23 protein-coding genes are annotated in these 24,005 nt (G+C 42.1%); 19 read left to right on the plus strand and 4 right to left on the minus strand.

Going from position 1 to position 24,005, the window contains the following annotated elements:
• Positions 1-26: 26 nt before the first annotated feature.
• From DQQ01_RS02845 to DQQ01_RS02870, 6 genes are all read left to right on the plus strand, one after another.
• The gene (locus tag DQQ01_RS02845) at positions 27-479 is read left to right on the plus strand and encodes a TetR/AcrR family transcriptional regulator (RefSeq protein ID WP_162624229.1); all 453 of its coding nucleotides are present in this window, start codon (positions 27-29) and stop codon (positions 477-479) included.
• An 18-nt stretch (positions 480-497) separates the two neighbouring features.
• A complete protein-coding gene (locus DQQ01_RS02850; protein ID WP_111918245.1) occupies positions 498-830 on the plus strand; it encodes a flavodoxin family protein in 333 nt (110 codons plus the stop codon).
• 178 nt (positions 831-1,008) lie between these two features.
• Entirely contained in the window at positions 1,009-1,638 is a 630-nt protein-coding gene (locus DQQ01_RS02855; RefSeq protein WP_111918247.1) for a DUF3786 domain-containing protein, read from the plus strand.
• Between the two features lie 228 nt (positions 1,639-1,866).
• On the plus strand, positions 1,867-2,424 hold the full coding sequence (locus tag DQQ01_RS02860) for a TetR/AcrR family transcriptional regulator (RefSeq protein WP_111918249.1): 558 nt from the start codon (positions 1,867-1,869) through the stop codon (positions 2,422-2,424).
• 131 nt (positions 2,425-2,555) lie between these two features.
• Positions 2,556-2,996: a hypothetical protein gene (locus DQQ01_RS02865; RefSeq protein ID WP_111918251.1), complete on the plus strand. Its 441-nt coding sequence runs from the start codon at positions 2,556-2,558 to the stop codon at positions 2,994-2,996.
• Positions 2,997-3,028: 32 nt separating this feature from the next.
• Positions 3,029-3,700: a hypothetical protein gene (locus DQQ01_RS02870; protein WP_111918253.1), complete on the plus strand. Its 672-nt coding sequence runs from the start codon at positions 3,029-3,031 to the stop codon at positions 3,698-3,700.
• Between the two features lie 94 nt (positions 3,701-3,794).
• Here DQQ01_RS02870 and DQQ01_RS02875 read toward each other — a convergent pair whose 3' ends face one another.
• From DQQ01_RS02875 to DQQ01_RS02890, 4 genes are all read right to left on the minus strand, one after another.
• On the minus strand, positions 3,795-4,814 hold the full coding sequence (locus tag DQQ01_RS02875) for a DUF4179 domain-containing protein (RefSeq protein WP_111918255.1): 1,020 nt from the start codon (positions 4,812-4,814) through the stop codon (positions 3,795-3,797).
• The gene (locus DQQ01_RS02880; RefSeq protein WP_111918257.1) at positions 4,811-5,392 is read right to left on the minus strand and encodes a sigma-70 family RNA polymerase sigma factor; all 582 of its coding nucleotides are present in this window, start codon (positions 5,390-5,392) and stop codon (positions 4,811-4,813) included. Before DQQ01_RS02880 ends, DQQ01_RS02875 begins: the two co-directional genes overlap by 4 nt.
• Before the next feature lie 84 nt (positions 5,393-5,476).
• Positions 5,477-6,241 carry a polysaccharide deacetylase family protein gene (locus tag DQQ01_RS02885; RefSeq protein WP_242980515.1) on the minus strand — a complete coding sequence of 255 codons (765 nt, stop codon included), beginning with the start codon at positions 6,239-6,241 and terminating at the stop codon, positions 5,477-5,479.
• A gap of 151 nt (positions 6,242-6,392) precedes the next feature.
• Positions 6,393-6,800 carry a DUF3783 domain-containing protein gene (locus DQQ01_RS02890; protein ID WP_162624230.1) on the minus strand — a complete coding sequence of 136 codons (408 nt, stop codon included), beginning with the start codon at positions 6,798-6,800 and terminating at the stop codon, positions 6,393-6,395.
• Positions 6,801-6,954: 154 nt separating this feature from the next.
• On the opposite strand from DQQ01_RS02890, the gene DQQ01_RS02895 reads away from it, so the two are divergent.
• The 13 genes from DQQ01_RS02895 to DQQ01_RS02955 all read left to right on the plus strand — a co-directional run bounded on the left by DQQ01_RS02895 (position 6,955) and on the right by DQQ01_RS02955 (position 23,961).
• Positions 6,955-9,825: an ATP-binding protein gene (locus DQQ01_RS02895; RefSeq protein WP_111918261.1), complete on the plus strand. Its 2,871-nt coding sequence runs from the start codon at positions 6,955-6,957 to the stop codon at positions 9,823-9,825.
• A 146-nt stretch (positions 9,826-9,971) separates the two neighbouring features.
• Complete coding sequence (gene hutH / locus DQQ01_RS02900; protein WP_111918263.1) at positions 9,972-11,507, plus strand: histidine ammonia-lyase; 1,536 nt, start codon at positions 9,972-9,974, stop codon at positions 11,505-11,507.
• Positions 11,508-11,594: 87 nt separating this feature from the next.
• Positions 11,595-12,920 carry a Na+/H+ antiporter family protein gene (locus tag DQQ01_RS02905; protein ID WP_111918265.1) on the plus strand — a complete coding sequence of 442 codons (1,326 nt, stop codon included), beginning with the start codon at positions 11,595-11,597 and terminating at the stop codon, positions 12,918-12,920.
• A gap of 245 nt (positions 12,921-13,165) precedes the next feature.
• The gene (gene rd / locus DQQ01_RS02910; protein WP_111918267.1) at positions 13,166-13,327 is read left to right on the plus strand and encodes a rubredoxin; all 162 of its coding nucleotides are present in this window, start codon (positions 13,166-13,168) and stop codon (positions 13,325-13,327) included.
• Between the two features lie 183 nt (positions 13,328-13,510).
• Positions 13,511-14,395, plus strand: coding sequence for an aldose 1-epimerase family protein (locus DQQ01_RS02915; RefSeq protein WP_111918269.1), 885 nt, complete (start codon positions 13,511-13,513; stop codon positions 14,393-14,395).
• Positions 14,396-14,416: 21 nt separating this feature from the next.
• Entirely contained in the window at positions 14,417-15,250 is an 834-nt protein-coding gene (gene dapF, locus DQQ01_RS02920; RefSeq protein ID WP_111918271.1) for a diaminopimelate epimerase, read from the plus strand.
• Between the two features lie 38 nt (positions 15,251-15,288).
• Positions 15,289-16,653 (plus strand): MATE family efflux transporter, encoded by a 1,365-nt coding sequence (locus DQQ01_RS02925; protein ID WP_111918273.1) that lies wholly within the window; start codon positions 15,289-15,291, stop codon positions 16,651-16,653.
• A gap of 340 nt (positions 16,654-16,993) precedes the next feature.
• Entirely contained in the window at positions 16,994-19,129 is a 2,136-nt protein-coding gene (nrdD, locus tag DQQ01_RS02930) for an anaerobic ribonucleoside-triphosphate reductase (RefSeq protein ID WP_111918275.1), read from the plus strand.
• A 147-nt stretch (positions 19,130-19,276) separates the two neighbouring features.
• Complete coding sequence (locus tag DQQ01_RS02935; RefSeq protein WP_111918277.1) at positions 19,277-20,566, plus strand: cation:proton antiporter; 1,290 nt, start codon at positions 19,277-19,279, stop codon at positions 20,564-20,566.
• A gap of 62 nt (positions 20,567-20,628) precedes the next feature.
• Positions 20,629-20,784, plus strand: coding sequence for a FeoB-associated Cys-rich membrane protein (locus tag DQQ01_RS02940; RefSeq protein WP_111918279.1), 156 nt, complete (start codon positions 20,629-20,631; stop codon positions 20,782-20,784).
• A complete protein-coding gene (locus DQQ01_RS02945) occupies positions 20,781-22,604 on the plus strand; it encodes a B12-binding domain-containing radical SAM protein (RefSeq protein WP_199797978.1) in 1,824 nt (607 codons plus the stop codon). The genes DQQ01_RS02940 and DQQ01_RS02945 overlap by 4 nt, the downstream gene beginning before the upstream one ends.
• Positions 22,601-23,254, plus strand: coding sequence for an endonuclease III (nth, locus tag DQQ01_RS02950; protein WP_111918283.1), 654 nt, complete (start codon positions 22,601-22,603; stop codon positions 23,252-23,254). The genes DQQ01_RS02945 and nth overlap by 4 nt, the downstream gene beginning before the upstream one ends.
• Positions 23,251-23,961, plus strand: coding sequence for a 3'-5' exonuclease (locus DQQ01_RS02955; protein WP_111918285.1), 711 nt, complete (start codon positions 23,251-23,253; stop codon positions 23,959-23,961). Before nth ends, DQQ01_RS02955 begins: the two co-directional genes overlap by 4 nt.
• The last annotated feature ends 44 nt before the right edge of the window (positions 23,962-24,005 follow it).

The raw sequence follows: 24,005 nt of genomic DNA on the forward strand, positions 1-24,005 counted from the left end.
TGCGGGAAATTTCCAGGGAAGCCAGTATGAGTCATTCAAAAGTTTTACGTTATTTTGGGGATAAAAACAGTCTTAATATAGCAGCAGTTCATAGAGCAGGACAAATGTTGTGTTCTCAGATCATAGATTGGTTTGAGGCAAGAGATATAAAAGAATTTTCTGATATGAAAGCATATATGAATGCGTTTTTTCATTCTGTTTCAGAGAGTAGAAATATGCTGATTACACCAAAGAAAATTATTATGACTACAGCATTAGCTTCCTATAGTAAGGAACTTCAAAATGCTGTAAGGGAGGAGCTCCATCACATATATGTGACTTTGCAAGAACAGTTTGCAGCAAATTATGAAAAAAAACTTTCAGAGGAAGAAATCCATATTATATTTTTTATATATTTTGGAATCTATTATGTGGGATTTATTGATCCGAAAATGACAGAGATAGATATTACAAAAGGAATATCACAATTATTTCTATAATATAAGGAGGACAGAGGAATGAAGATATCAATTATTTATGTAAGTCAGGGTGGAAATACAGAAGTTGCTGCAGAATATATTGAAGAAGGAATTTTAAAAAGATTTCCATTTGCACAGGTAAACTTAATGTCTATTCGAGATGATGAAGTGGATTATGAATTTCTTCAGCAAAGTGAAGCGGTGATTTTCGGAACACCGGTATATTGTGCTGGAATGAGCTGGGAATTGAAGAAATGGTTTGATTCCAATGTAAGATTCGATTTAAGTGGGAAATTAGGTGCGGTATTTGTAACAGCACAGTCTCCAATAGGAGGCGTTGATACGGCTATTATGGATGTTGTCAGAATATGATGCTAAAGAGGATGTTAGTTTTTTCCGGAGCTGGCAAAAACACGACAAATAAGTTCCAGTTGGGAGCAGTTGGAATCGTCGAAACAATGAACAAAGATGCAGAGCAGTTTCAAGTGTTTGGAGAAAACATTGCAGAAAAAGTAATCTCATTGATAGCAAAGCAATAGGTGATTGAACAATGGCATTATCAAATTATGAAATTATGCGTAATCAGATGCGGAGTGAATTTATAAAGTATGACCAGACAATGATGATTCAGAAATATTCACTGAAGAATGATTCGGAATATTTATATTTGGATTTTGTATTAAGGCATTATAGGATTAATCGAAAAAATGGAATAGCAGAGTGGTCAGATGATTGTTTCAGAAATTACGTAGAAGCAGATTATAATGAATCTATGACAATATATGATGTCCTTTGTTATGGGAAAAACACGTCTGGTTTGTCGGGAAAGTACTGTTCTTTAAATATGCTGAAAGGGACGGTGAAATCGTCAACTCCGGGAAATAATATGTTTCAGAGAGCAGCAGATTATTTTAATGGTAAGGTAAAAGAATTGGAGGCTGTTTGTGAACTTATGGGAGAGAGGGTAGATTTAAAAGGAGATGTTGCTATAAAATTATATCCCTTTTCATTTTTGCCAGTTATTCTCCAATATTGGGAGGCTGATGATGAATTTCCTGCTAATCTAAAGTTTATGTTTGATGAAAATATATTGAAGTATATGCATTATGAAACAATTTTTCTTTATGACAGGACATCTTATAAGGAGAATACAAGATATTGTAAGGGCTTGTTATGGTGAGAAGTAATGAAAGTCATGCGTTTTTAACATGTTTGCAACATTACATTTGAAAAATCAAGTACAGCCAAAAGTTTTCAGTTATCCAAAGATTCGTGAAGTTTTTTTCTTTATAGGAAAATTTATTTTCGATAAGATAATTCTTTGTTCTAAAGTACTTGACTTTTTTGACCATATCCCCTATACTGAACATAGTTCATTTTGAGGCGCATTTCACAGGGAGGTGATTTCTTGAATACTGTTGTGACTTCCAGAGAAGCGATTTTGGCTGTAAGCCGCAAGCTGATACAGACGCAGGGCTGGGGAGCGGTAAACATACGGGCAGTTGCCAGGGACTGTAATATTTCCATCGGTTCTGTTTATAATTATTTTTCTTCCAAAACTGATTTGATCTCTGCGGTTGTGGAAAGTGTCTGGTGTGACATCTTTCATTTTCCAGGAGGGCAGGGACAATTTGAGAACTTTACAGATTGTATACAGTGGGTTTTCGAAAGCATGAAAAGAGGAGATGAAAAATATCCTGGTTTTTTTAATTTGCACTCCATGAGCTTTATGGGAGAAGAGAAGACTCAGGGGCAGCAGCTTATGGCGCAGTCCTGGAAGCATATTCAGGAAGGGCTTTTTATGGTACTGAAACAAGATCAAAAGGTTCGTTCCGGAGTTTTTGATGAAAGTTTTACCAGAGAAAAGTTTGTAGAATTGATTTTTTCCCTGATTATTGCAGCTCTTCTGCAGCAAAATTATGATTGCAGCGGGATTTTAGGAATGGTCTGCAGAGTGCTTTACTAATAAGGAGTTATGGAAAGAGCTGCTGCGAAACGGGATTATGTTGCAGAGCAGCTCGCTGCAGATAGAGGATTTTATAAAGCAGAAATTTTTTTACACAAATATGAACGATGTTCAGAAAGGAGGTTGAAAGAATGAAGGTACAGAGAAAAACACTTTTACTCATAGCAAGTCTGGTTTGGTGTGTGGCAGGATTTAATATTTTACGCATAGGACTTCTGGCATATGCGCCGTATATTTCCGTGTTTCATATTTTTTTATCCGCTCTTGTATTTTTGGTGTTCCAGACATTTATTTTTGGTCGTCTGGTGAAAAAACATACAGAGAGAATCCGGGGTTATAGAGAAGAATATCATTTTTTTCTGAAATTTTTTGATGTGAAATCCTTTGTGATTATGGCAGTGATGATGACCGGAGGAATCTATTTGCGGGTTTCCGGGCTGGGACCGGAAGTATTCATTGCTGTATTTTATACCGGGTTGGGAGCTGCACTGTTATTAGCAGGAATCCTTTTTGGGAAAAGTTATTATAAAACCGTTCGCACGAGAAATATAGATATGGAAACTGCAAAATAAAAGCAGGAAATAAAGAAAGAGAGGATATTTTTATGCAGGCAATTGCAGAAACACTTTTTGATGCAGTCTATTTGATATCTGTGATTACAATTGGAATTCTAATGATTGCAAAAAGTAAAGGAAACAGAGAATTTCGATTATTTGGAATCATGGCAGTGGTGCTGGGTGCAGGAGATGCGTTTCATCTGATTCCCAGAGCCTTTGCCCTTTGTACAACAGGACTGGAAAATTTTACAGAAGCATTAGGTATGGGAAAATTTATCACTTCAATCACTATGACAATTTTCTATATTCTTCTGTACTATGTGTGGCGGATTCGTTATAAAATCAAAGGGAAAAATGGAGTGACAGCAACGGTTTATGTTTTGGCAGCGTTACGAATCTTATTGTGTCTGTTCCCGCAAAATCAATGGCTGAGTGCAGATGCGCCTCTTTCCTGGGGAATTTACCGAAACATTCCGTTTGCCCTGTTGGGACTCTTGATTATTCTTCTGTTTTACAAAAGTGCAAAAGAACATAAGGATAAAGAATTTCAGTATATGTGGCTGACTATTGTACTGAGCTTTGGATTTTATATTCCGGTGGTGCTTTGGGCAGATACCATTCCCATGATTGGAATGCTGATGATTCCAAAGACCTGTGCTTATGTATGGACAGTTCTGATTGGATTTCAGGCAATGAGAAATGCGAATAAAAAGAAATAGAAAAGAGAGTTGCTGTACGAAACCGTAATCTGAAGTATTTATAGTGCGGATTTCTTACAGCAGCCCTTTTCTGTTTTATGATTTTGTCAGATGTTTATTTTGTCATAACTGTAAAACTCTCTCCAACAGGCTGGAAGTCCGAGCTCATTTGTCCACTTTCTTCCGGCATCTTGGCAATATACGGAGTCAGCGTCAGAGATTCTGCCTCATCACGGATATATCCGTTTTTCAGTGTGTCCACTTCCATGCAGCCAATGTGGTCATTGACAGTACGAAGGGAAAATTCCACCGGATTTCCCAGATTATCTGTTCCTTTCAGAACAATATCGTAATCCATGCGCTCCGTAGTAAATTTGAAATAAATTTTCTGTCCCATAGCATTCGAGGAATATTTATAAAATTTGAGTGTTGTCTGGTCAGGCAGAGAAACTTCTGTGTCCAGAGAAGCAGTAAACGTATCTTCAAGGAGTTCTTTTCCGGTGGCGGCAAAGGAAAAGCTGCCTATGGCTTTGCCGTCCACAGAGTATCGCAGTTCCATATCCAGGCTTTCTGTAGAATCCACAGGTTCCAGAGCAATGCGCCGGGAAGAGATCAGGTTATAGTCATCAGCCTGTTCCATACCGCCGCTTGCTCCCCAGGAGGCCATTTTTCCGTTAATGAATACATTTACATCACAGGTCGCAGCTCCGTTTCCGGCAAAGTTTTCTATTTTTTCTGGCACGGTCAGGGTGTCAGAAATGTAAAGGAGATTTTCGTCCAGCACCACGTCATTTAGCGTTACGGTAAATCCGTCCTTGCTGATGGTACCTCCCACAACGGTGCGGTAAGGAGATAAATCCTTCTGGATACCCAGAAGCTGGGACAGATTGTAGGTGACGGATTTCATACCCGCATAGACAAGTGTCTGTGTGGGCGGAAAGAACAGAGTGGTTCCCATGATACATACGGCAACGGCTGCGGCGGCAACATATTTTACAGGGCTGCGGCGCCTGGTATGGCGGACAGAAAACTGTTTTTTCCATTTTTTCAGTTCCAGTTCCGAAACCTGGGAAGATTCGTAGGAATCTGCCTGGTTATCCATTTCATTTAAAAGAGTATAAATCTGTTCCTTCATAAGCGTTCGCTCCTTTCTCTCATTTGTGTAAATTGATTGCGGATACGTTTTTTTCCTCTGGAGAGCCGATTATAAATTACAGGCTTTGTAAGGCCGGTGGAACGGCTGACTTCCTCCATGTTTTCTTCATCAATATAGAGTTTCAGGAAAAGCTCCCGGTCTTTTGGCTTCAGGCAGGAAAGCATTTGCTGGGTTTCTTCTGAAAATTCCTGTTCTATAGCATGGAACTCCGCTGAACATACGGTCTGTGTAGCAGACTGTCCCTGCTCTTCCATGGCTTCCCAGCTTGTTTCCAGCATATGAACCGCATGTTTCCGCTTGCAGTCCAGAGCTTTTAGTCTGGCAACTCCTGCAATCCAGTTGGCAAAAGAGTTTTTTTCCGGCTGATAGGATTCAATGTGATTCCACACAGCGAAAAATACATCATTTTGACATTCTTCTTCCAGATGGGGAAGGTTTCCCAGATATTTATGTATCACAGCTTTCACCAGACCGCCGTAATGTATCATGCAATATTCCAGAGCTTTCTCCTTTTTTCGGCAGAGCAGAGGAATAAAATTATCTTCTGTTACTTTCATAGCGTCCTCATTCCCTTCTGTATTTTATCTTATACTATATATTCGTTTCCCGGCATGGGTTTTCTATCACTTTCCGAAAAAATTTTATTTATCGTCAGGAATCTGCCGTCCCTCGTGGTTCATATGGTAGTTATCCCGGTAGATAAGCTGAGAAACAGGAACAAATTCATATCCTTTTTCCTGTAGAGTGGTAATTACCTTTTCTAAAGCGTCTTTGGTATATTTGGCGCCGTTATGACAGAGAATAATACTGCCGTTTCCCAGATTTTTGTTTTCTGTCACACGTTTTACAATGTCATCTGCCCCATAGTCTTTCCAGTCCAGAGAGTCAATGTTCCACTGAATGGGATAATAGTTGTTTTTACGGGCATTTTTCACCACTTCATTGTCATAATCTCCATAGGGCGGACGAAAGAGGAACATATCATAGCCGGTAAGCTCCTTGACTTTGTTATGTACGGTCATCAGTTCCCGGGTTTTCTCTTCGTCGCTTAGCTTTGTCATGTATTTATGATTTTGACTGTGATTTCCAAGGTCATGTCCTGCCTCAAAAATCCGTTTTACGTCTTCAGGATAGCTTTCCACCCAGCCTCCGGTCATAAAGAAGGTGGCTTTTACGTTATGTTTGGCAAGAATATCCAGAATGGTCTGTGTGTCCTCATTGCCCCAGGCAGCGTCAAAACTGATGGAAATCTGCGGCTTTTGTGTTTCTACACAGTAAATAGGAAGTTCTCTGCCTCCTGCTGTGCTGCTTACGGATACAATATCCGGCAGAATCGAGGCGGCGCACAAAAAGAGAAGCCCTGCAAAGGACATAAGAATAAGAGTGTTCAGAAGTTTTTTTGGCAAAAGGAAATCTCCTTTCAGAGAGATTGGTTATCTACAGTTTATGGAAGAAAAAAGAAAAAAAGAACGGGAGGCTGCCACATTTGGCACAGAAATCCTTCTGTCTGTTCTTTTCTGTGGTAGCCCCGATACAGCGAAGAAAGAAAGTGGAAGCTTATCTTTCGCTGTTGGATTCTTCTGCATGGAATTTCTGGTGTTCTTCCATTAATTCCAGGAAAAGCTGAGAAAAGGTCCAGAAGCTGTTCTGGGGTGTGAGAATGGCTTTCAAAGCTACCTGAGGAAGTACTTCATTTTTCATGGCAGTAAGGAGCATGTCCAGATTTTTTTCCGAAAAGTAGCATAAAACCATAACCTCCTGAGAGATTGCAGGAGGGATTTCCAGCGGAGAAACCTTTCTGGTGGGAAAGCCCTTGACTTTTGCAAGATATCCTACGGTCTGCGGAAACTGAATCGGCAGAACGGGAATCAGAGAAAAGCCCATGCGGCTTACCCCTTTTTCCAGAAGTTTGCGTTTTTCTTCCTGTCCGTGGTCATAATAAAGTATAGTTGGTTTGCGGTTCATGTGATGTCCCCCTAGATACATAATGATACTTTCATCATATACTGGAAGTCGAGATTTTTCAACGGGTTTTCAAAGAAAGTGCAGCGCCCCCTTAGTTGACATTAGACAGGGAGATTAGTATACTTAGGGGTATATAGAATGTGAGGGATAGAATTTGGATAAAATCAGAGTACATCTTTTGGGAAGGCCGTATGTAGAAGCAGGAGGAGAGCGGGTAAATTTTCCATATAAAAAGGCAGAGGGCTTCTTCTATTATCTTTGTGTAAAGAAAACTGCGACAAGAGAAGAAATTATTTATGTGCTGTGGGGTGCAGATAACGAGAATGTAGGTCGGAAGAATTTAAGAGAGGCTGTTTATCAGATAAAAAAACTGCTGGGAAAGGAAATTCTGGTGACTGCGGGACATACCAGTATTTCTTTGAACCCGGAGTGCATGCCGGAAATTGACTGGGACAGCATAAACGAAGACAATATTCTGGAACAGGAAGAGGAGGGTTTTCTTTCACACTTCCATATTAAGAACAGCTATGAATTTGAGGAATGGGTAGATTCTATGCAGGAACAGTACAACCGATTCTTTCTCAAGTCTGTGCGTCAGAGGCTTTATGAGGCAGATGCTGTGAAGGATATGGCTCAGATTCAGAAATACAGCAACATTCTGTTAAAACATGACCCTTATAATGAGAAGCTTTATCAGGAGATTATGGATATTTATGCTTCCGGTGGCAATTATAATATGGCTATTAAGCTGTATTATGATTTGGAGAAAATACTGGATGAGGAGCTGGGGGTAGAGCCTTCTCCGGAGATTACGGAGCTTTTTCACCGGATTTTTAATGTGAAAGGAAACGTTGCATCAGACAGTGGAAACTGGAATCTTCCGTTTACCGGAAGAACAGAGGAGATTTACCGTATCAGCGAATGCCTTACCGGTTCAGGAAGATGGCAGTGTCCTCAATGTGTTGCCATAGGCGGAGAGGAGGGTGTGGGAAAATCCGCGCTGCTGGAAAAGACAAGACAGATGGTAAAAGGCTATCAGATGATTTCCCTGCATGCAGCATGTTATAAAGATGAAACAGAGTTTTTCCTCCGCCCTTGGAACGACATTTTCTGGGAAATTGAGCAGTGTATGGAAAATGGCCTTTTGGAAAGAGATATTACCGATGATGAAAGAGGCAAGCTGAAAAAAGTGTTAAAGGGGCTTTTGTCAGAGGGTAGTGAAAAGATGGGGCGGCTGACTTATCAGATTATGGAGCAGTCTGTACTGGAAATGTTTCGCAGGATTGCACAGCAGCATAAGGTGGTTCTGTTCTTTGATGATATCCAGTACATGGATCAGATGAGCTTCCAGCTTTTAAACCGTGTGCTGCTCACCATTGGGACGGATCGGCTGCTTCTTGTGTGTACCTATAGCCAGGACAGTGACACAAAGGTTATGGAAGCCCTGGAAAAGCTGATGAAAAAAGACTGTCTGCAGGTCATTGCACTGAACTCCTTTACAAGAAAAGAGGCAGATGAGCTGCTGCACCGGTATCTTCCACAGCTTGATAAGGAGGAGGAAAAGCGGGAGAATATTTACCAGATGACAGATGGAAATGCGTTTTTCCTTATGGAACTTATGAATCTCATTAAAGAGAAGGGATACACCCTGGAAATTTCCCCCAAGACAACCAATGTGATTAAAGCACGTCTGGCAGAAATTCCGGAGAGTGAGAATGAGGTGCTGGAGTGCATGTCCCTTTCCCCGGAGAAAATCAGCATAGAGGAGCTGGAGCTTTTGCTTCCCAAAATAGACCGTCTGACACTCCTTCAGATACTGGAGCGGCTGCAGGAGCGGCATTTGATTAAAGAAATGCTGGTGGGATGGAATATCTATTATAAATTTGTCCATCGGGTTTTTCGGGAGTATCTGTATGAGCGGCAGAGTATTGGTAAAAAGCGCATGTATCATGAGATACTGGCAGAGTATTATGAGAAACAGGCAGAGGCGAAAAAAAATTTCGAGAGTCTTCCAATGATTATTCACCACTATGAGAGAAGCCATAATCAGGTGAAAACATATGAGTATAAGATAAAATATCTGAAAGAATACTATACCATTGTAAATGAGAACTTTCCTGTGCTTCATTGGGAGATAGAATATGGCAGCGACGAATTTTGCATTACAAAAGGAGCGGCAGAAATGCTGGCTTTGGCTGAAGAAGTGATTCGTCTGGAGGAAAATTCTCATCAGGCGCAGGAAATGAAAATGGAAATGTATTACGTCAAGGGACGTTATAAAATTGCAGTGGGAGAATACGAAGCAGGGATTTTCTGTATTCAGAAGAGCATGGAGCTGGCAGAGCTTTTGGGTGAAGAAAAAATGTTGCTGAATAATTTCAAGCAGATGATTTTCTATGGAATCCAGGTGGAGGACTTAAAGCTGGTGGAAGCCTATGTGAATCGGGGACTGGAGCTTTTAGAAAAGGAGCAGCAGCCGGCTGAGGAAAAGGGCGTCTTTACCAGGTTAAAGGGCTGGTATCTGCTGTACAGAGGTTCTTATGAGGAGGCAGAGCAAACCCTTCATAAAGCTATGGAGCTGTTCCGTGCCAGTGCAGAAGAAAAGGAGCACTTTCGTATGGGGATTGCTGCCTGCCATGGATATCTGGGAGATATGAAGAGAATACAGGGAGATTTGGAGGCTGCTCTTGCCTGTTATCAAAAGGCAGTGGAATTGGGAAGCGGAAAGGTTATCACCAATGGTATGGGACAGTTTTATTCCGGACTCGGACAGATTTATTACCTGCAGGGAAAGGAAGCACAGGCAGAGGAGTATCTGGAGAAGGCAGTGTCCTGCTTAAAGCGTCATGGATATTACTGGGGACTGGAGAGGGCAGAGGCATATATGGCAATGCTTTTGTGGAATGAGGGTAGAAAAGAGGAGGCAAAAGCCTTTTATCAGGATAGCCTAAAGCTGTCGGAAAAAATTAAAAACCCCACAACCATGGGGCTTTTAAAAGAGATTCACGCTTATATTACAGAGTGAATTTATTGTGGTAATATAGTAAAGTTGCTTATGTAAAGTCAAAACGTCTAAAAAGATATTATGCAAAATGACATTTATTGACGCTTTTTTGACACCTAAATCTGTATAATTCCACATATAATATATATAGGAAAAGAGGGTGCGATATGAACAATATTGTAATCACGGGAAAGGACCTGACTTTAGAGCAGATAGCAGCTATCTGCCGCGGTCATGCGAAAATTGAATTAGCAGAGGAAGCAAAACAGAACATCATCGAATCCAGAAAGGTTGTAGATGAATTAGTTGCGGAAGAAAAGGTTGTATACGGAATTACAACCGGATTTGGTAAATTCAGTGATGTGGTAATTTCTCAGGATCAGTGCAAGGCGCTTCAGAAAAACCTGATTATCACACACGCAGTAGGTGCAGGAAATCCATTTTCAGAGGATATTGCGAGAGGAATCATGCTTCTTCGTATCAACAATCTGGTAAAAGGATTTTCCGGTATCCGTCTGGAAACTGTACAGACAATGGTAGATATGCTGAATAAGGGAGTTACTTCCTTTATCCCAGAGAAAGGTTCTCTGGGTGCTTCCGGTGACCTTGCTCCATTATCTCACATGGTATTACCGATGCTGGGACTTGGTATGGCTTATTATGAAGGTGAACTTCTCCCAGGTGCAGAAGCTATGAAACGCGCAGGTATTCCTACAATTGAATTATCTGCAAAAGAAGGTCTTGCATTAAACAATGGTACACAGGCTATGACATCAGCAGGTTCTCTTGCTCTTTATGATGCACTGAACTTACTGAAAGTAGCTGATATTGCAGATGCACTCTGCTTTGAAGCACAGAATGGTGTTGTAGATGCCCTGGACCACAGAGTACATGATGTTCGTCCGCATTCCGGACAGCTTGCAACAGCAAGAAATCTGTTAAGATTGCTGGAAGGCAGCAAAAATACTACACGCCAGGGAGAAATCCGCGTACAGGACGCTTACTCCTTAAGATGTTCACCGCAGATTCACGGCGCAAGCAAAGATGCAATCAACTATGTATTAGATAAAGTAAATATTGAAATCAATTCTGTAACAGATAACCCGATTATCTTCAAGGAAGACCGTGCAGGTATTTCAGGCGGTAACTTCCACGGTCAGCCAATGGCATTAAGCTTTGACTTCCTTGGTATCGGTGTAGCCGAACTGGCGAACGTTTCTGAAAGACGTATTGAACGTCTGGTAAACCCGGCTTACAGTGATTTGCCGGCATTCCTTACACCGCATGGTGGAGTTTGCTCAGGTTTCATGATTGTTCAGTACTCAGCAGCAGCATTAGTATCTGAAAACAAGGTGCTTGCTCACCCTGCATCTGTTGACAGTATTCCGTCATCAGCAGGACAGGAAGACCACGTATCCATGGGTACTATTGCAGCAAGAAAGGCTGGAGAGATTGCTAAGAACGTAAGACGTGTTCTTGCTATGGAATTGATGGTTGCCTGCCAGGGTATTGATATGAGAGGTAATAAGGGTCTTGGTAAAGGTACACAGGCTGCTTACGATTTAGTTCGTAAACAGGTAGCAACCTTAGACGATGACCGCGAATTATACGGCGATATCAACTATTGCGAAGAAATCATTGAAAATGGTTCCCTAATCAAAGCAGTAGAAGAGGCCATTGGTGGAGCAATCGAAACAAGATAAAAATTTTATCACGGGTGCAATGCCGCCGTGTTTGGAGAGGGACCCCTTTAGCGGCGGCATTAATGTAAAAAAGAGGGAGGTTTATTTATGGAAAATTTACTTAATCCTGTAATTGTGGCAGTGTTGCTTTTATGCGTACTCTGCCTGTTGAAAGTAAATGTATTACTGTCCATGTTGGTTTCACTGTTTGTAGCAGGAATTATTGGCGGGTTGCCGCTTGTTGGTGATGACAGTATTATGAGTTCTGTAATTGCCGGATTCAGCGGTAATGCAGAAACCGCACTGGCATATGTACTGCTTGGTACTTTTGCTTCAGCTATGGCGTATACCGGTATCACAGAAATCCTTTCTAAGAAAATTGCGAAAGCAGTAGGCGGAAATAAATGGATTCTGTTGACTATCTTATTGGTAATTGCATGTGCATCTCAGAATATTATTCCGATTCATATTGCATATATCCCGATTCTGGTTCCGCCATTACTGGCTATGATGAACAAGATGAAACTGGACAGACGTGGAGTTGCCTGTACCATCGCATTTGGTCATAAGGCGCCTTACATTGCAGTTCCTATGGGATTCGGTCTGATTTTCATGGGCATTATCAGAGATAACATCAATGATAATGCAAAAGACTTTGGCTGGAAAGTTACCGTCAATGACATTACAGCAGTTAACTGGATTCTTGCAGTGGCTATGCTTATTGGTCTTGCTATTGCAGTATTCATTACATACAGAAAACCTCGTGAATACAAAGATATTCAGCTTGAGGGCGTACATGAATCAGAAGATTTGACACTGAAATACCAGCACTGGGTAACACTTGCAGCCATCGTAGTTGTAGTTGCTCTGCAGATTATTTATGGTTCTCTTCCGGTTGCAGCTCTTGGCGGACTTCTGGTTATGTTTATCTTCCAGGCAGTAAAACCGAAAGATATTGATGAACAGTTCCAGGGCGGTATTAAATTAATGGGATTCATCGCATTTGTTATGTTAGTAGCAGGCGGTTTTGCAACTGTTCTGCAGAATACAGGTGCAGTAGATGAGCTGGTTAAGAGTGCAATTTCTTTGATGAACGGAAACAAATGGGTTGCAGCAACCATTATCACATTAATCGGTCTTCTGGTAACTATGGGTATTGGTACTTCCTTTGGTACCGTTCCTGTACTGGCAGTATTATACGTTCCGTTATGTCACGAAATGGGCTTCTCACCGGCAGCAACCATCGTTCTGATGTCAGCAGCAGCAGCTCTTGGAGATGCTGGTTCACCTGCATCAGACACAACGCTTGGTCCAACCTCCGGTTTGAATGCCGATGGTCAGCATGACCATATCTGGGATACCTGTGTACCAACATTCTTACATTTCAATATCCCGTTGATGATTGCTGCAATCGTTGCAGCTCAGTTCTTATAAGAGTAGGACGTGGGTTCGAGATTTTATTCGGCACCCGTTACCCTTATATATACAATAGATTGCAATCGTCTATTGTCTTATCATGCAAGAAGAATCTGCTTCGTCGCCTGCGGAGCAGATTCTTTTTTTGAAAACTTTACAATTTTACTCTGGAAACTTTTGAGGAAGTGTGGTAAACTAAGAGCGAAATAAAGAATAGATTTCTAAAAAAATGAAAAAATAAAGTTTAACAGGAGGTATTTATAATGAAAAAATATGTATGTGAACCATGCGGATATGTATATGATCCAGAATTAGGAGATCCGGATAACGGAATCGAACCAGGAACTGCTTTTGAAGATCTTCCGGAAGATTGGGTATGCCCGGTTTGCGGATTAGGCAAAGAAGAATTTGTAGAAGAAGCGTAATTCATATTTCCATACAGGATAAAATTTATTTCAGATAGGAAAAGAGCCGGAGGCTGTCGCATAAAGCACAGTTTCTGGCTTTTTCTTTCTTGAAAAATGGAAGAAAAGGTAAAATAAATTTGCGAAAAACAGAGAATTGCATTAATATAGTCATATGAAATTTTTTGCAGGAGGAGAAAACGTATGGTTTACACAATCAAAAATGAGAAAATGGAGGTTTCTATCCAATCTCTTGGAGGGCAGATGTGTTCTGTAAAGGACGCAGAAGGCAGAGAGTATTTATGGCAGAGAGATAAAAAATACTGGGGGGACAGCGCCATTAATCTGTTTCCTTATATTGCCCGTCTGACAGAGGGAAAATATACTTATAAAGGGAAAACCTATGAAATGGATATCCACGGATTTTTAAAGGATTCTGTTTTAAAGGTAAAGGATAAGACAGAGAGCAAGATTGTATTTTCTTTACAGGACAGTGAGGAAACCTACCGCCAGTATCCTTTTCACTTTGAGTTAAAGCTGAAATATGAGTTAAAGGGCAGGGAATTAAAGGTGACTTACAGTGTACAGAATAAGGATAAAAAGACCATGTATTTCGGCATTGGGGGACACCCGGGCTTTGGACTGCCTCTGGAGGATGGGCTGAATTTTGAAGACTATTATATTGAATTTGTAAATACGGACAACATGATGCGTGTGGGAATGTCTGAGGATTGCTTTGTTACAGGAGAGGACAACCTCTTTGCCCTTGATGCTCGGAACCGTCTGCACCTGCGCCACGATTTATTTGATGATGATGCGATTATTCTGAGAAATGTGCCTACCCGTATGCGTCTGGAAAGCGAAAAGGGAAAAGCAGGTCTGGAAATGGAAACAAAGGGGCTGCCTTATCTTGGAATCTGGCATATGCCTCATACAGACGCACCTTATGTTTGCATAGAGCCGTGGAGTTCCCTTCCCTCCAGAAAAGGAGTAGTAGAAGATTTGGAAACACAGGAAAATCTGCAGGCGCTGAAAGCAAAGGGATATTACTCTGGATTCTTTACACTGAAGTTAAAGGAAGCGGTATAACACAGACAGGAGGATGCGAAAATGAAATTTACGAAAATGCAGGGAATCGGGAATGACTATGTTTATGTCAATTGTCTGGAGGAAGAGGTGAAAAATCCTTCTGAGGTTGCAAAAAAGGTCAGTGACCGCCATTTTGGCATTGGTTCAGATGGACTGATTTTAATCAAGCCATCTGAAAAGGCAGACTTTGAAATGGAAATGTACAATGCAGACGGAAGCCAGGGGGCTATGTGCGGAAATGGTATCCGGTGCGTGGCAAAATACGTATATGACTATGGGCTTACAGATAAAACCCAGGTCAGTGTGGATACAAAGAGCGGAATTAAGTATCTGGATTTGACTGTCAGGGACGGAAAAGCTGTGGAGATTAAGGTGAATATGGGAAGTCCTGTCCTGGAAACTGAGAAAATTCCCATGAAATACCCCCAGTCCCCGGTAATTTCAAAACCCCTGAATGTGGAGGAAAACATTTATGAGGTGACAGCCGTATCCATGGGAAATCCTCATGCCGTGGTATTTATGGAGGATATTCAAAATCTGGATCTTGAAAAAGTGGGACCCGGCTTTGAAAAGCACATGGCCTTTCCGGAGAGCGTCAATACAGAATTTGTCCATGTCCTTGACCGCAATACCGTAGAAATGCGGGTGTGGGAGAGAGGCAGCGGCGAAACTCTGGCATGTGGCACCGGAGCCTGTGCAGTGGCAGTTGCCTGTGTGTTAAACGGATATACCCAGGAGCAGGTAACAGTAAAACTGCTGGGCGGTGATTTGAAGATTTTCTGGGACAGAAGAGATAATCTGGTGTATATGACAGGCCCGGCTGAAGTGGTATTTGACGGAGAAATTCAGATTTAGGAGATTGGAGAAAGGAACAGAAGAGAAAGGTTAAAAAAATGATTTTAAAAAGAAATATGAGCCTTGAGGATAAGGGGTTTTATTCCAATGTTGTGCGTCTGGTGATGCCCATGGCAATCCAGAACCTGATTAACGTAGGCGTTACCTCTACGGACGTTATTATGCTGGGAAAAGTAGGAGAAACAGCCCTTTCCGGGGTTTCTCTGGCAAATCAGGTGTATTTTATCCTGTCCCTTTTATTTTTCGGACTGACCTCTGGAGCCTGTGTGCTGACTGCACAGTACTGGGGAAAAAAGGATACCAGAACCATTGAAAAAGTTATGGGAATGTCTTTTCGGATTTCTCTTTTAGGAGCGGCGGTGTTTACTGTGGCGGCGCTGGCCTTTCCGGGGCTTCTGATGCGGATTTTTACTGCAGACAAGGCAGTCATTGAGGCAGGAATCAGCTATCTGAGAATTGTGGCATTTTCTTATATGCTGTCTGCTTTTACCAATGTGTATCTGAATATTATCCGCAGTGTGGAGAAGGTAGTGATTGCTACTGTGGTATACGGGACTTCCCTTGTTGCCAATGTGATTTTTAATGCCATTTTCATCTTCGGCCTTTTGGGTGTGCCTGCCATGGGAGCAGCAGGAGCAGCCCTTGGAACTTTGCTTGCAAGGGTTATCGAGGTACTGATTGTGGTCTTCTATGCAGTGAAGATGAATGATGTGGTAAAAATTCACATAAAGGATTTGTTTGTAAAAGACAAAGCTTTGGGAAAGGACTTTTTTACCTATGCCTTTCCCGTGCTTTTGAATGAGCTTGCTTGGGGTGCAGGTATGGCGGCGATTTCTGCTATTGTGGGACATCTGGGAAGTTCTGTGGTAGCGGCACATTCAGTCGCTCAGGTATGCAGACAGCTCTCTATGGTCATCGGATTCGGAATTTCCAATGCAGCGGCTATTATGATTGGAAAAGCTATCGGAGAAAAGAAAGAGGAGCTGGCAAGACAGTATGGAAAGCGTTTTGTAAAGATTGCCGTTATTTGCGGAATCGGAGGCGGACTTCTGATACTGTGCATCTCTCCTCTGGTAAGAAGCCTGTTGAATCTGACCCCTCTGGCAAAGAGCTATCTCACTGCAATGATGCTGATTATGTCCTATTACGTTGTGGGACAGTCAGTCAATACAACTATGATTGTGGGAATTTTCCGTGCAGGGGGAGATACCAGGTTTGGGCTTATTTTAGATGTGAGTGTTATGTGGCTGTGTTCCATTGCAGGAGCAGCCATTGGAGCATTTGTCATTGGAATCCCCATGCCTTGGATTTATATTCTGCTGTGCAGTGATGAAATTATTAAGATTCCATTTTCTGTATATCGCTACAGAACGTATAAGTGGCTGAAAAATGTCACCAGATAGCAGGGGAGAAAAGACGGATAAATGGAAAGAAACACTTGACAAAAATAAAATTGTGCAACTTCAATAATGCTCTTTTCAAAATCGGTTTCCATAAAAGGAAAACCGGGAAAAAACCGGCAGCGGAAAAAATTTTTTCCGGGAAAGAAACTTGTCGAAGTATGTTGAATACAGGCTTAAATGAAGAAAGTGGAGGATATTAGTACAGAATTGTGCAATATTCCCACTTTCTTTCCTGTGTGAAAAGTGATATACTGTGGAATACAAAATGTTGTGAAGCAGAAAAGTGAAAAATATTATGCTATACCAGATATAGTGTTTTAAAATGTATGAGGTGAAAGTGATGATGTATGTAGTTAAGAAAGACGGTACGAAAGAGGATTTTGACGTTCAGAAAATCGTCAGGGCAGTGAATAAGTCCGCCTCCAGAATTATGTATAAGTTTAAAGAGGACGAGGTGGAGTTTATCTGCAGCTATGCCCAGGAGAAGGCAGGTTCTCTTGAGAAAGAGGAAATCTCCATTCAGGATATGCACAATATTGTGGAGGGAGCTTTGGAAAGAGTCAATCCGTCTGTTGCCAAGAGCTACAGAGATTATCGGAACTATAAGCATGATTTTATTCATATGATGGATGAGGTGTATACAAAAAGTCAGTCTATCCGTTATATCGGGGATAAGAGCAATGCCAATACAGATAGCGCCCTGGTTGCCACAAAACGCAGCCTGATTTTTAATGAGCTGAATAAAGAGCTGTATCGGAAGTTCTTTATGACACGTAATGAGCTGCAGGCATGTAAGGACGGCTATATTTATATCCATGACCAGTCTGCAAGACTGGATACCATGAACTGCTGTCTTTTTGATGTGGCAAATGTGTTAAAGGGCGGATTTGAAATGGGAAATGTGTGGTACAATGAGCCAAAAACCCTGGATACGGCTTTTGACGTTATGGGCGATATCATTTTAAGTACTGCTGCCCAGCAGTACGGCGGCTTTACTGTGCCTGAGGTGGACAAGATTCTGGCACCCTATGCGGAGAAAAGTTATGTAAAATACAAAGAAGAATTTCTTTCCTACGTGGATCCAGACTGGGCTCTGGCTGAGGAGAGAGCAGAGCAGTATGCTGTGGATAAGGTAAAGAGAGATTTTGATCAGGGATGGCAGGGCATTGAATATAAGTTAAACACCGTAGGCTCTTCCAGAGGAGATTATCCTTTTGTAACCGTAACTCTGGGTCTGGGTATGAAGAAATTTGAGAAAATGTGCAGCATTTCTCTTCTGGAGGTTCACAAGGGCGGTCAGGGAAGAGAAGGACATAAAAAACCGGTGCTGTTTCCGAAAATCGTATTCCTTTATGATGAGAATATTCACGGAGAAGGCAAAGAAGGGGAAGATGTATTTGAGGCAGGTATTTCCTGCTCTGCAAAGACCATGTATCCGGACTGGTTGTCTTTAAGTGGCAAGGGTTATATTTCCAGTATGTATAAGAGATACGGAAAGGTTATCAGCCCTATGGGCTGCAGGGCATTTTTAAGCCCCTGGTATGAAAGAGGCGGCATGACTCCTGCTGACGACAAGGATGTTCCTGTGTTTGTGGGAAGATTTAATGTAGGCGCAGTCAGCCTGCATCTGCCTATGATTCTGGCAAAGGCAAGGGCAGAGGACAAGGATTTTTACGAAGTGCTGGACTTTTATCTGGAAATGATTCGGAATTTGCATATCCGTACCTATGATTACCTGGGAGAGATGAAGGCCTCCACCAATCCTCTGGCTTATTGTGAAGGCGGCTTTTACGGCGGAAATTTAAAACCATCTGATAAGATTAAACCGCTTTTAAAGCCAATGACTGCGTCCTTTGGCATTACGGCTTTAAATGAACTGCAGGAGCTGTATAACGGCAAATCTATCCGTGAGGACGGCAAATTTGCCCTTGAGGTTTTGCAGTATATCAATAAAAAGGTAGAGCAGTACAAGATTGAGGATGGCAATCTGTATGCAATTTATGGTACTCCGGCAGAAAGCCTCTGTGGTCTGCAGGTTGAGCAGTTCCGCAAAATGTACGGCATTGTGGAAGGGGTTTCAGACCGTCCTTATGTAAGTAACAGCTTTCATTGTCATGTAACTGAGGATATGACCCCCATTGAAAAGCAGGACTGTGAGGGGCGTTTCTGGGAACTGTGCAACGGCGGCAAAATTCAGTATGTGCGCTATCCTATTGGCTACAATGTAGATGCAATCCGGGCGCTGGTACGCAGAGCTATGGAGCTTGGCTATTATGAAGGGGTAAATCTGTCCCTGGCTTATTGCGACGACTGCGGACACGAAGAACTGGAAATGGACGTGTGTCCGGTGTGCGGTTCCAGAAACCTGACAAAAATCGACCGCATGAACGGCTATCTTTCCTATAGCCGTGTGCATGGAGATACCCGTTTGAATTCTGCAAAAATGGCAGAAATTGCAGAGCGTAAATCCATGTAGCAGCAAAAAAACGTTCCTTTTGTGCAAGAAATATATGAAGCAGTGTAAAGGTTTGGTATTGGATTTCCTTACAAATTGTGGTAACATAAAAGAGTTTTGAGAATAAAAACATAAATACAAATTTAGAAGGACTTGAGGAGGAACGACATGGAATCTTACAGGTATTTATTGGACTTGGCGCTGATATTGCTGACTACAAAGGTGTTTGGGCTTCTGACCAGGCGCATCAGTCTGCCCCAGGTAGTGGGTGCATTGCTGGCAGGTCTGCTTTTGGGACCGGCGTGTCTTGGGGTTCTGCACCAGACAGAGTTTATTTATCAGGTGTCAGAAATCGGCGTAATTGTTCTGATGTTCTGTGCAGGACTGGAAACAGATATCGATGAGCTGAAAAAGAGCGGAAAAGCTTCTTTTATTATTGCACTTTTAGGCGTTTTGATACCGCTTCTTGGCGGGCTTGGTGTGGCAGCGTATTTTAACCAACCGGGTATGCTGGAAACTACAGCAAATAGCAGCCTGATTCTGCAGAATGTGTTTATCGGTGTTATTCTGACTGCCACGTCTGTAAGTATTTCCGTGGAAACCTTAAAGGAAATGGGCAAGCTCAATACCAGAGCCGGAAATGCCATTTTAGGAGCAGCCATTATTGATGATATTCTGGGTATTATTGCTCTGACTGTGATTACCAGTCTGGCAGATTCTTCTGTGAATGTATGGCTGGTATTCGGAAAGATTTTGGGATTTTTTGTGTTCATTGGTGTGGGCGGATATCTGATTCATATTCTGTTCCAGAAATGGGTGAAGGGATATGAAAGAGATTTAAGACGATTTGTTATTCTTGCCTTTGTTATCTGTCTTCTGTTTTCTTACTGTGCAGAAGAGTTTTTCGGAGTTGCGGATATTACAGGTGCGTTCTTTGCTGGTTTGATTATTACAAAGACTACACATACAAATTATATTGCAAGACGATTTGGAATTTTATCTTATATTTTCTTATCTCCGGTATTTTTTGCAAATATTGGTCTGCAGGTAGAACTACCCAAGATGAGTACCATGATTGTGGTATTTGCTGTAGCGTTGGTGATTGTGGCTGTGCTGACAAAGATTGTAGGCTGTGGTCTGGGCGCCAAGATGTGCCATTACAGCAATCAGGACTGTGTCCGTATTGGTATGGGTATGATTTCCAGAGGTGAGGTTGCTCTGATTGTGGCAGCAAAGGGAAATGCCCTTGGTCTTATGGCGCCGGAACTTTTGGGACCTGTTGTAATTGTTGTGGTTATTACTACGATTATTTCACCGATTTTGCTGAAACTGACTTTCAGAGAGAAGAAAGGGGCTGTACAGGAGCATGATTATGTGGAAACAGAATTAATCAAACAGGTACAGAGCTTTGAAGATGAAGAAAGACAGGAAAAATCCAGATTTATAAAAAATAAATAGGAAACAGGAAAAGAGCCGCTACAGAGAAAACTGTGTCGGCTCTTTCGGATAAAGGAGGAAATATGGCAGCAACCATTGTGATTGTGATTCTTTTGGCAGCCTACAGCTTTTGGGTGGTGCGGAAGAAAATAAAAGATATAAAAAACGGAAAATTCTGCGGCGGGAATTGTGAGGGCTGTCAGGGCTTCTGTGGAAAGAAAGGCGGAGAGAAATTATGAAGCTTTTGTTGGCAGCAGTAAATGCAAAATACATTCATTCCAATCTTGCTGTGTACAGCATGAAGGCATACTGCAGGGAGTATGCAGAGCAGATAGAACTGGCAGAATATACCATTAATCAGCAGGAGGACGAGATTTTAAAGGATTTGTACAGGAGAAAACCAGATGTTCTATGTTTTTCCTGTTATATCTGGAATATTTCTTTTGTAAAGGAATTGATTCGGGATATTAAGAAAATCCTGCCAGATACCGTGATTTGGGTGGGAGGTCCGGAGGTGTCCTATGATGCAGAGCAGGTTCTTGCAGAACTGCCGGAGATTTTCGGTGTCATGTGCGGAGAAGGAGAAGAAACTCTCCGGGAATTGATGCGATATTATGTAAATATAGAGAAACAGGAAAAAGCAGAGATTAAGGCTGTCCGGGGAATTGTTTTTCGAGAGAAAGGGGCGGCAGACCGGGAGTTTGATTCTGCAGAGGTGTGTGCAGAGCAGTCATCAGAGCAGGGCGTACAGGGGAAGTATGTCAGGACTGCAGCCAGAGAAATTATGGATATGGATACCCTGGTTTTTCCATATGAGGATATGGAGTTTTTTCAGCACCGGATTATCTATTATGAAAGCAGCAGGGGCTGTCCTTTCTCCTGCAGCTACTGTCTTTCTTCTATAGATAAGAAGCTGCGCTTTCGGAGTCTTTCTCTGGTAAAAAACGAGCTGCAGTTTTTCCTGGATAAAAAAGTGCCTCAGGTTAAATTTGTGGACAGAACCTTTAACTGCAAAAAGGAGCATGCTCTGGAAATCTGGAAATATATTAAGGAGCATGACAATGGGGTGACAAATTTTCACTTTGAAATTGCAGCAGATTTGCTCACCGAGAAGGAGCTGGAGCTGATACGCACCATGCGTCCGGGGTTGATTCAACTGGAAATCGGTGTACAGTCTACCAATGAAAAAACTATAAAGGAAATCCGCAGAAAGACCAGTTTTGAGAAAATTTCAGAAAAAGTGAAGCGGGTGCAGGAGGGAAACAATGTGCATCAGCACCTGGATTTGATTGCAGGGCTTCCCTTTGAGGGCTATGACAGCTTTAAATCTTCCTTTAATGATGTATACGGGCTGCGTCCCCAACAGCTTCAGCTTGGATTTTTAAAGGTGTTGAAGGGTTCTTATATGTATGAGAAAAAAGAAGATTACGGCTGCAGGTATAAACATCGGGAACCTTATGAGGTACTTGCCACCAACTGGCTGTCCTATGGAGAAATCTGCCGCTTAAAGGGCATTGAGGATATGGTAGAGGTTTATTACAACAGCGGACAGTTTTCCCGTACCATGGAAGCTCTGGAACAGGAGTTTGAAGACGCTTTTTCCATGTATGAGGCATTGGCGGATTTTTATGAGGAAAAGGGATACTTTGGCATTTCCCATGCCAGAATCCGTCGGTATGAGATTCTTCTGGAGTTTCTCCAGAAGCGGGGAATAGAAAACCAGGAGTATTTCAGGGAATGTATGGTTTTTGATTTGTATGCCAGAGAAAATCTGAAGACCAGACCAGGTTTTGCCGAAGAGCAGAAAGCATATAAAAAACAGATACAGAATTTTTACAGGCAGGAAGCGGAGAATCCACGATTGCTTAAAAATTATGCAGGATACCAGGCAAGGCAGCTGGAGAAAATGACCCATCTGGAGATTTTCACCTTTGATCTTTTAAAGACAGGAAGACAGAGGGAGAACTATCCTGTGCTTTTTGATTATAAGGAGCGCAGCCCCCTTACCTATGATGCCAGATGCAGCCAGGTGGAACTTGTGCAGGAGGAAAACCTATGACAAAGAGAACAAAGGAAATTCTGGATAAGCTGGATCAGGTGTATACCAGGGAATATAAGTGCTATCTGAATCATGACAATCCGGGGCAGCTTTTGATTGCCACTATGTTAAGCGCCCAGTGTACAGATGCCAGAGTGAATGTTGTGACAAAAGATTTGTTTGTTAAATATCCAAATATGCAGGCTTTTGCAGAGGCGGATTTAAAGGAACTGGAGCAGGACATAAAGCCTACAGGCTTTTATCATAACAAGGCAAAGAATATCATTGGCTGCGCCCGGCGTATCTGTCAGGTCTATGGCGGTGAGGTACCCAGAAGTCTGGAAGATTTAACAAGCCTTCCCGGTGTGGGGCGAAAGACTGCAAATGTGATTCGGGGAAATATTTTTCATGAGCCAAGCGTGGTAGTAGATACCCATGTAAAGCGGATTTCCAGGCGTCTGGGTCTGACAAAGGAGAACGATCCGGAAAAGGTAGAAATGGAGCTTATGAAGGTTTTGCCAAAAGACCATTGGATTTTATATAATATTCAGATTATCACCTTTGGGCGGCAGATATGCTTTGCCCGCTCTCCGAAATGTGAGGAGTGCTTCCTTACAGAATATTGTAAGGAATATAAGGAAAAACAGAAGAAAAGCAGGAAAAAAGCATGAGAGAATATGTGACGCTGGATTTGGAAACCACAGGGCTTGAGCCGGCAAAGGATCGGATTATTGAAATCGGCGCTGTGAAGGTAATGGACGGGACTGTGACAGAGGAGTATGCTACACTGGTAAATCCTCAGAGAAAGATACCGGAGAGAATTACAGAACTGACCGGCATTTCAGATGAAATGGTACAGGGAAAGCCCTGTATTGGGCAAGCCCTTACCGAGCTTCTGGATTTTTGTAAGGAGCTGCCCCTTCTGGGGCACAATCTGATGTTTGACTACCGATTTGTTAAGCACAATGCTGTAAATCTGGATATGAGCTTTGAAAAGGAAGGTATGGATACTTTAAAGCTGGCGCGGATTTTATTGCCGGATCTGCCGAGTAAAAGCCTGCAGAGCCTGCGTCTGTACTATGAGATTCCCCAGGACGACGCGCACAGGGCTTTGGAGGACGCACGGACAACCTACAGGCTGTATGAAAGGTTGCGCCAGGAATACGGGGAACAGCACAGAGAGCTTTTTAATCCCGCCCCGCTTTTGTATAAGGTAAAAAAACAGGGTCCCATTACCCCGGCACAAAAACGATACTTGCAGGATTTAGTAAAATATCATAGAATAGACCTGAATGTGGAGAGCGACAGTCTGACAAAGAATGAAGCCTCCAGACTGATTGATACGATTCTGGGAACTTATGGAAAAATAGAGAGGTAGAGAAAAATGAGAAAAAAAAATTCCGGAAAAAGACAGGTAGTTGC

It is taken from the genome of Blautia argi (assembly GCF_003287895.1).
Taxonomy (GTDB): domain Bacteria; phylum Bacillota; class Clostridia; order Lachnospirales; family Lachnospiraceae; genus Blautia; species Blautia argi.

What these genes read in the sequence shown, in the direction of transcription:
- DQQ01_RS02915 (WP_111918269.1), top strand. Translation starts at nt 13,511, where the DNA reads ATGGTTTACACAATCAAAAATGAGAAAATGGAGGTTTCTATCCAATCT.
- DQQ01_RS02890 (WP_162624230.1), bottom strand. Translation starts at nt 6,800, where the DNA reads ATGAACCGCAAACCAACTATACTTTATTATGACCACGGACAGGAAGAA.
- DQQ01_RS02925 (WP_111918273.1), top strand. Translation starts at nt 15,289, where the DNA reads ATGATTTTAAAAAGAAATATGAGCCTTGAGGATAAGGGGTTTTATTCC.
- DQQ01_RS02940 (WP_111918279.1), top strand. Translation starts at nt 20,629, where the DNA reads ATGGCAGCAACCATTGTGATTGTGATTCTTTTGGCAGCCTACAGCTTT.
- DQQ01_RS02880 (WP_111918257.1), bottom strand. Translation starts at nt 5,392, where the DNA reads ATGAAAGTAACAGAAGATAATTTTATTCCTCTGCTCTGCCGAAAAAAG.
- dapF (WP_111918271.1), top strand. Translation starts at nt 14,417, where the DNA reads ATGAAATTTACGAAAATGCAGGGAATCGGGAATGACTATGTTTATGTC.
- DQQ01_RS02905 (WP_111918265.1), top strand. Translation starts at nt 11,595, where the DNA reads ATGGAAAATTTACTTAATCCTGTAATTGTGGCAGTGTTGCTTTTATGC.
- DQQ01_RS02855 (WP_111918247.1), top strand. Translation starts at nt 1,009, where the DNA reads ATGGCATTATCAAATTATGAAATTATGCGTAATCAGATGCGGAGTGAA.
- DQQ01_RS02845 (WP_162624229.1), top strand. Translation starts at nt 27, where the DNA reads ATGAGTCATTCAAAAGTTTTACGTTATTTTGGGGATAAAAACAGTCTT.
- DQQ01_RS02865 (WP_111918251.1), top strand. Translation starts at nt 2,556, where the DNA reads ATGAAGGTACAGAGAAAAACACTTTTACTCATAGCAAGTCTGGTTTGG.
- DQQ01_RS02955 (WP_111918285.1), top strand. Translation starts at nt 23,251, where the DNA reads ATGAGAGAATATGTGACGCTGGATTTGGAAACCACAGGGCTTGAGCCG.
- DQQ01_RS02945 (WP_199797978.1), top strand. Translation starts at nt 20,781, where the DNA reads ATGAAGCTTTTGTTGGCAGCAGTAAATGCAAAATACATTCATTCCAAT.
- DQQ01_RS02875 (WP_111918255.1), bottom strand. Translation starts at nt 4,814, where the DNA reads ATGAAGGAACAGATTTATACTCTTTTAAATGAAATGGATAACCAGGCA.
- nth (WP_111918283.1), top strand. Translation starts at nt 22,601, where the DNA reads ATGACAAAGAGAACAAAGGAAATTCTGGATAAGCTGGATCAGGTGTAT.
- DQQ01_RS02870 (WP_111918253.1), top strand. Translation starts at nt 3,029, where the DNA reads ATGCAGGCAATTGCAGAAACACTTTTTGATGCAGTCTATTTGATATCT.
- DQQ01_RS02850 (WP_111918245.1), top strand. Translation starts at nt 498, where the DNA reads ATGAAGATATCAATTATTTATGTAAGTCAGGGTGGAAATACAGAAGTT.
- nrdD (WP_111918275.1), top strand. Translation starts at nt 16,994, where the DNA reads ATGATGTATGTAGTTAAGAAAGACGGTACGAAAGAGGATTTTGACGTT.
- DQQ01_RS02935 (WP_111918277.1), top strand. Translation starts at nt 19,277, where the DNA reads ATGGAATCTTACAGGTATTTATTGGACTTGGCGCTGATATTGCTGACT.
- hutH (WP_111918263.1), top strand. Translation starts at nt 9,972, where the DNA reads ATGAACAATATTGTAATCACGGGAAAGGACCTGACTTTAGAGCAGATA.
- rd (WP_111918267.1), top strand. Translation starts at nt 13,166, where the DNA reads ATGAAAAAATATGTATGTGAACCATGCGGATATGTATATGATCCAGAA.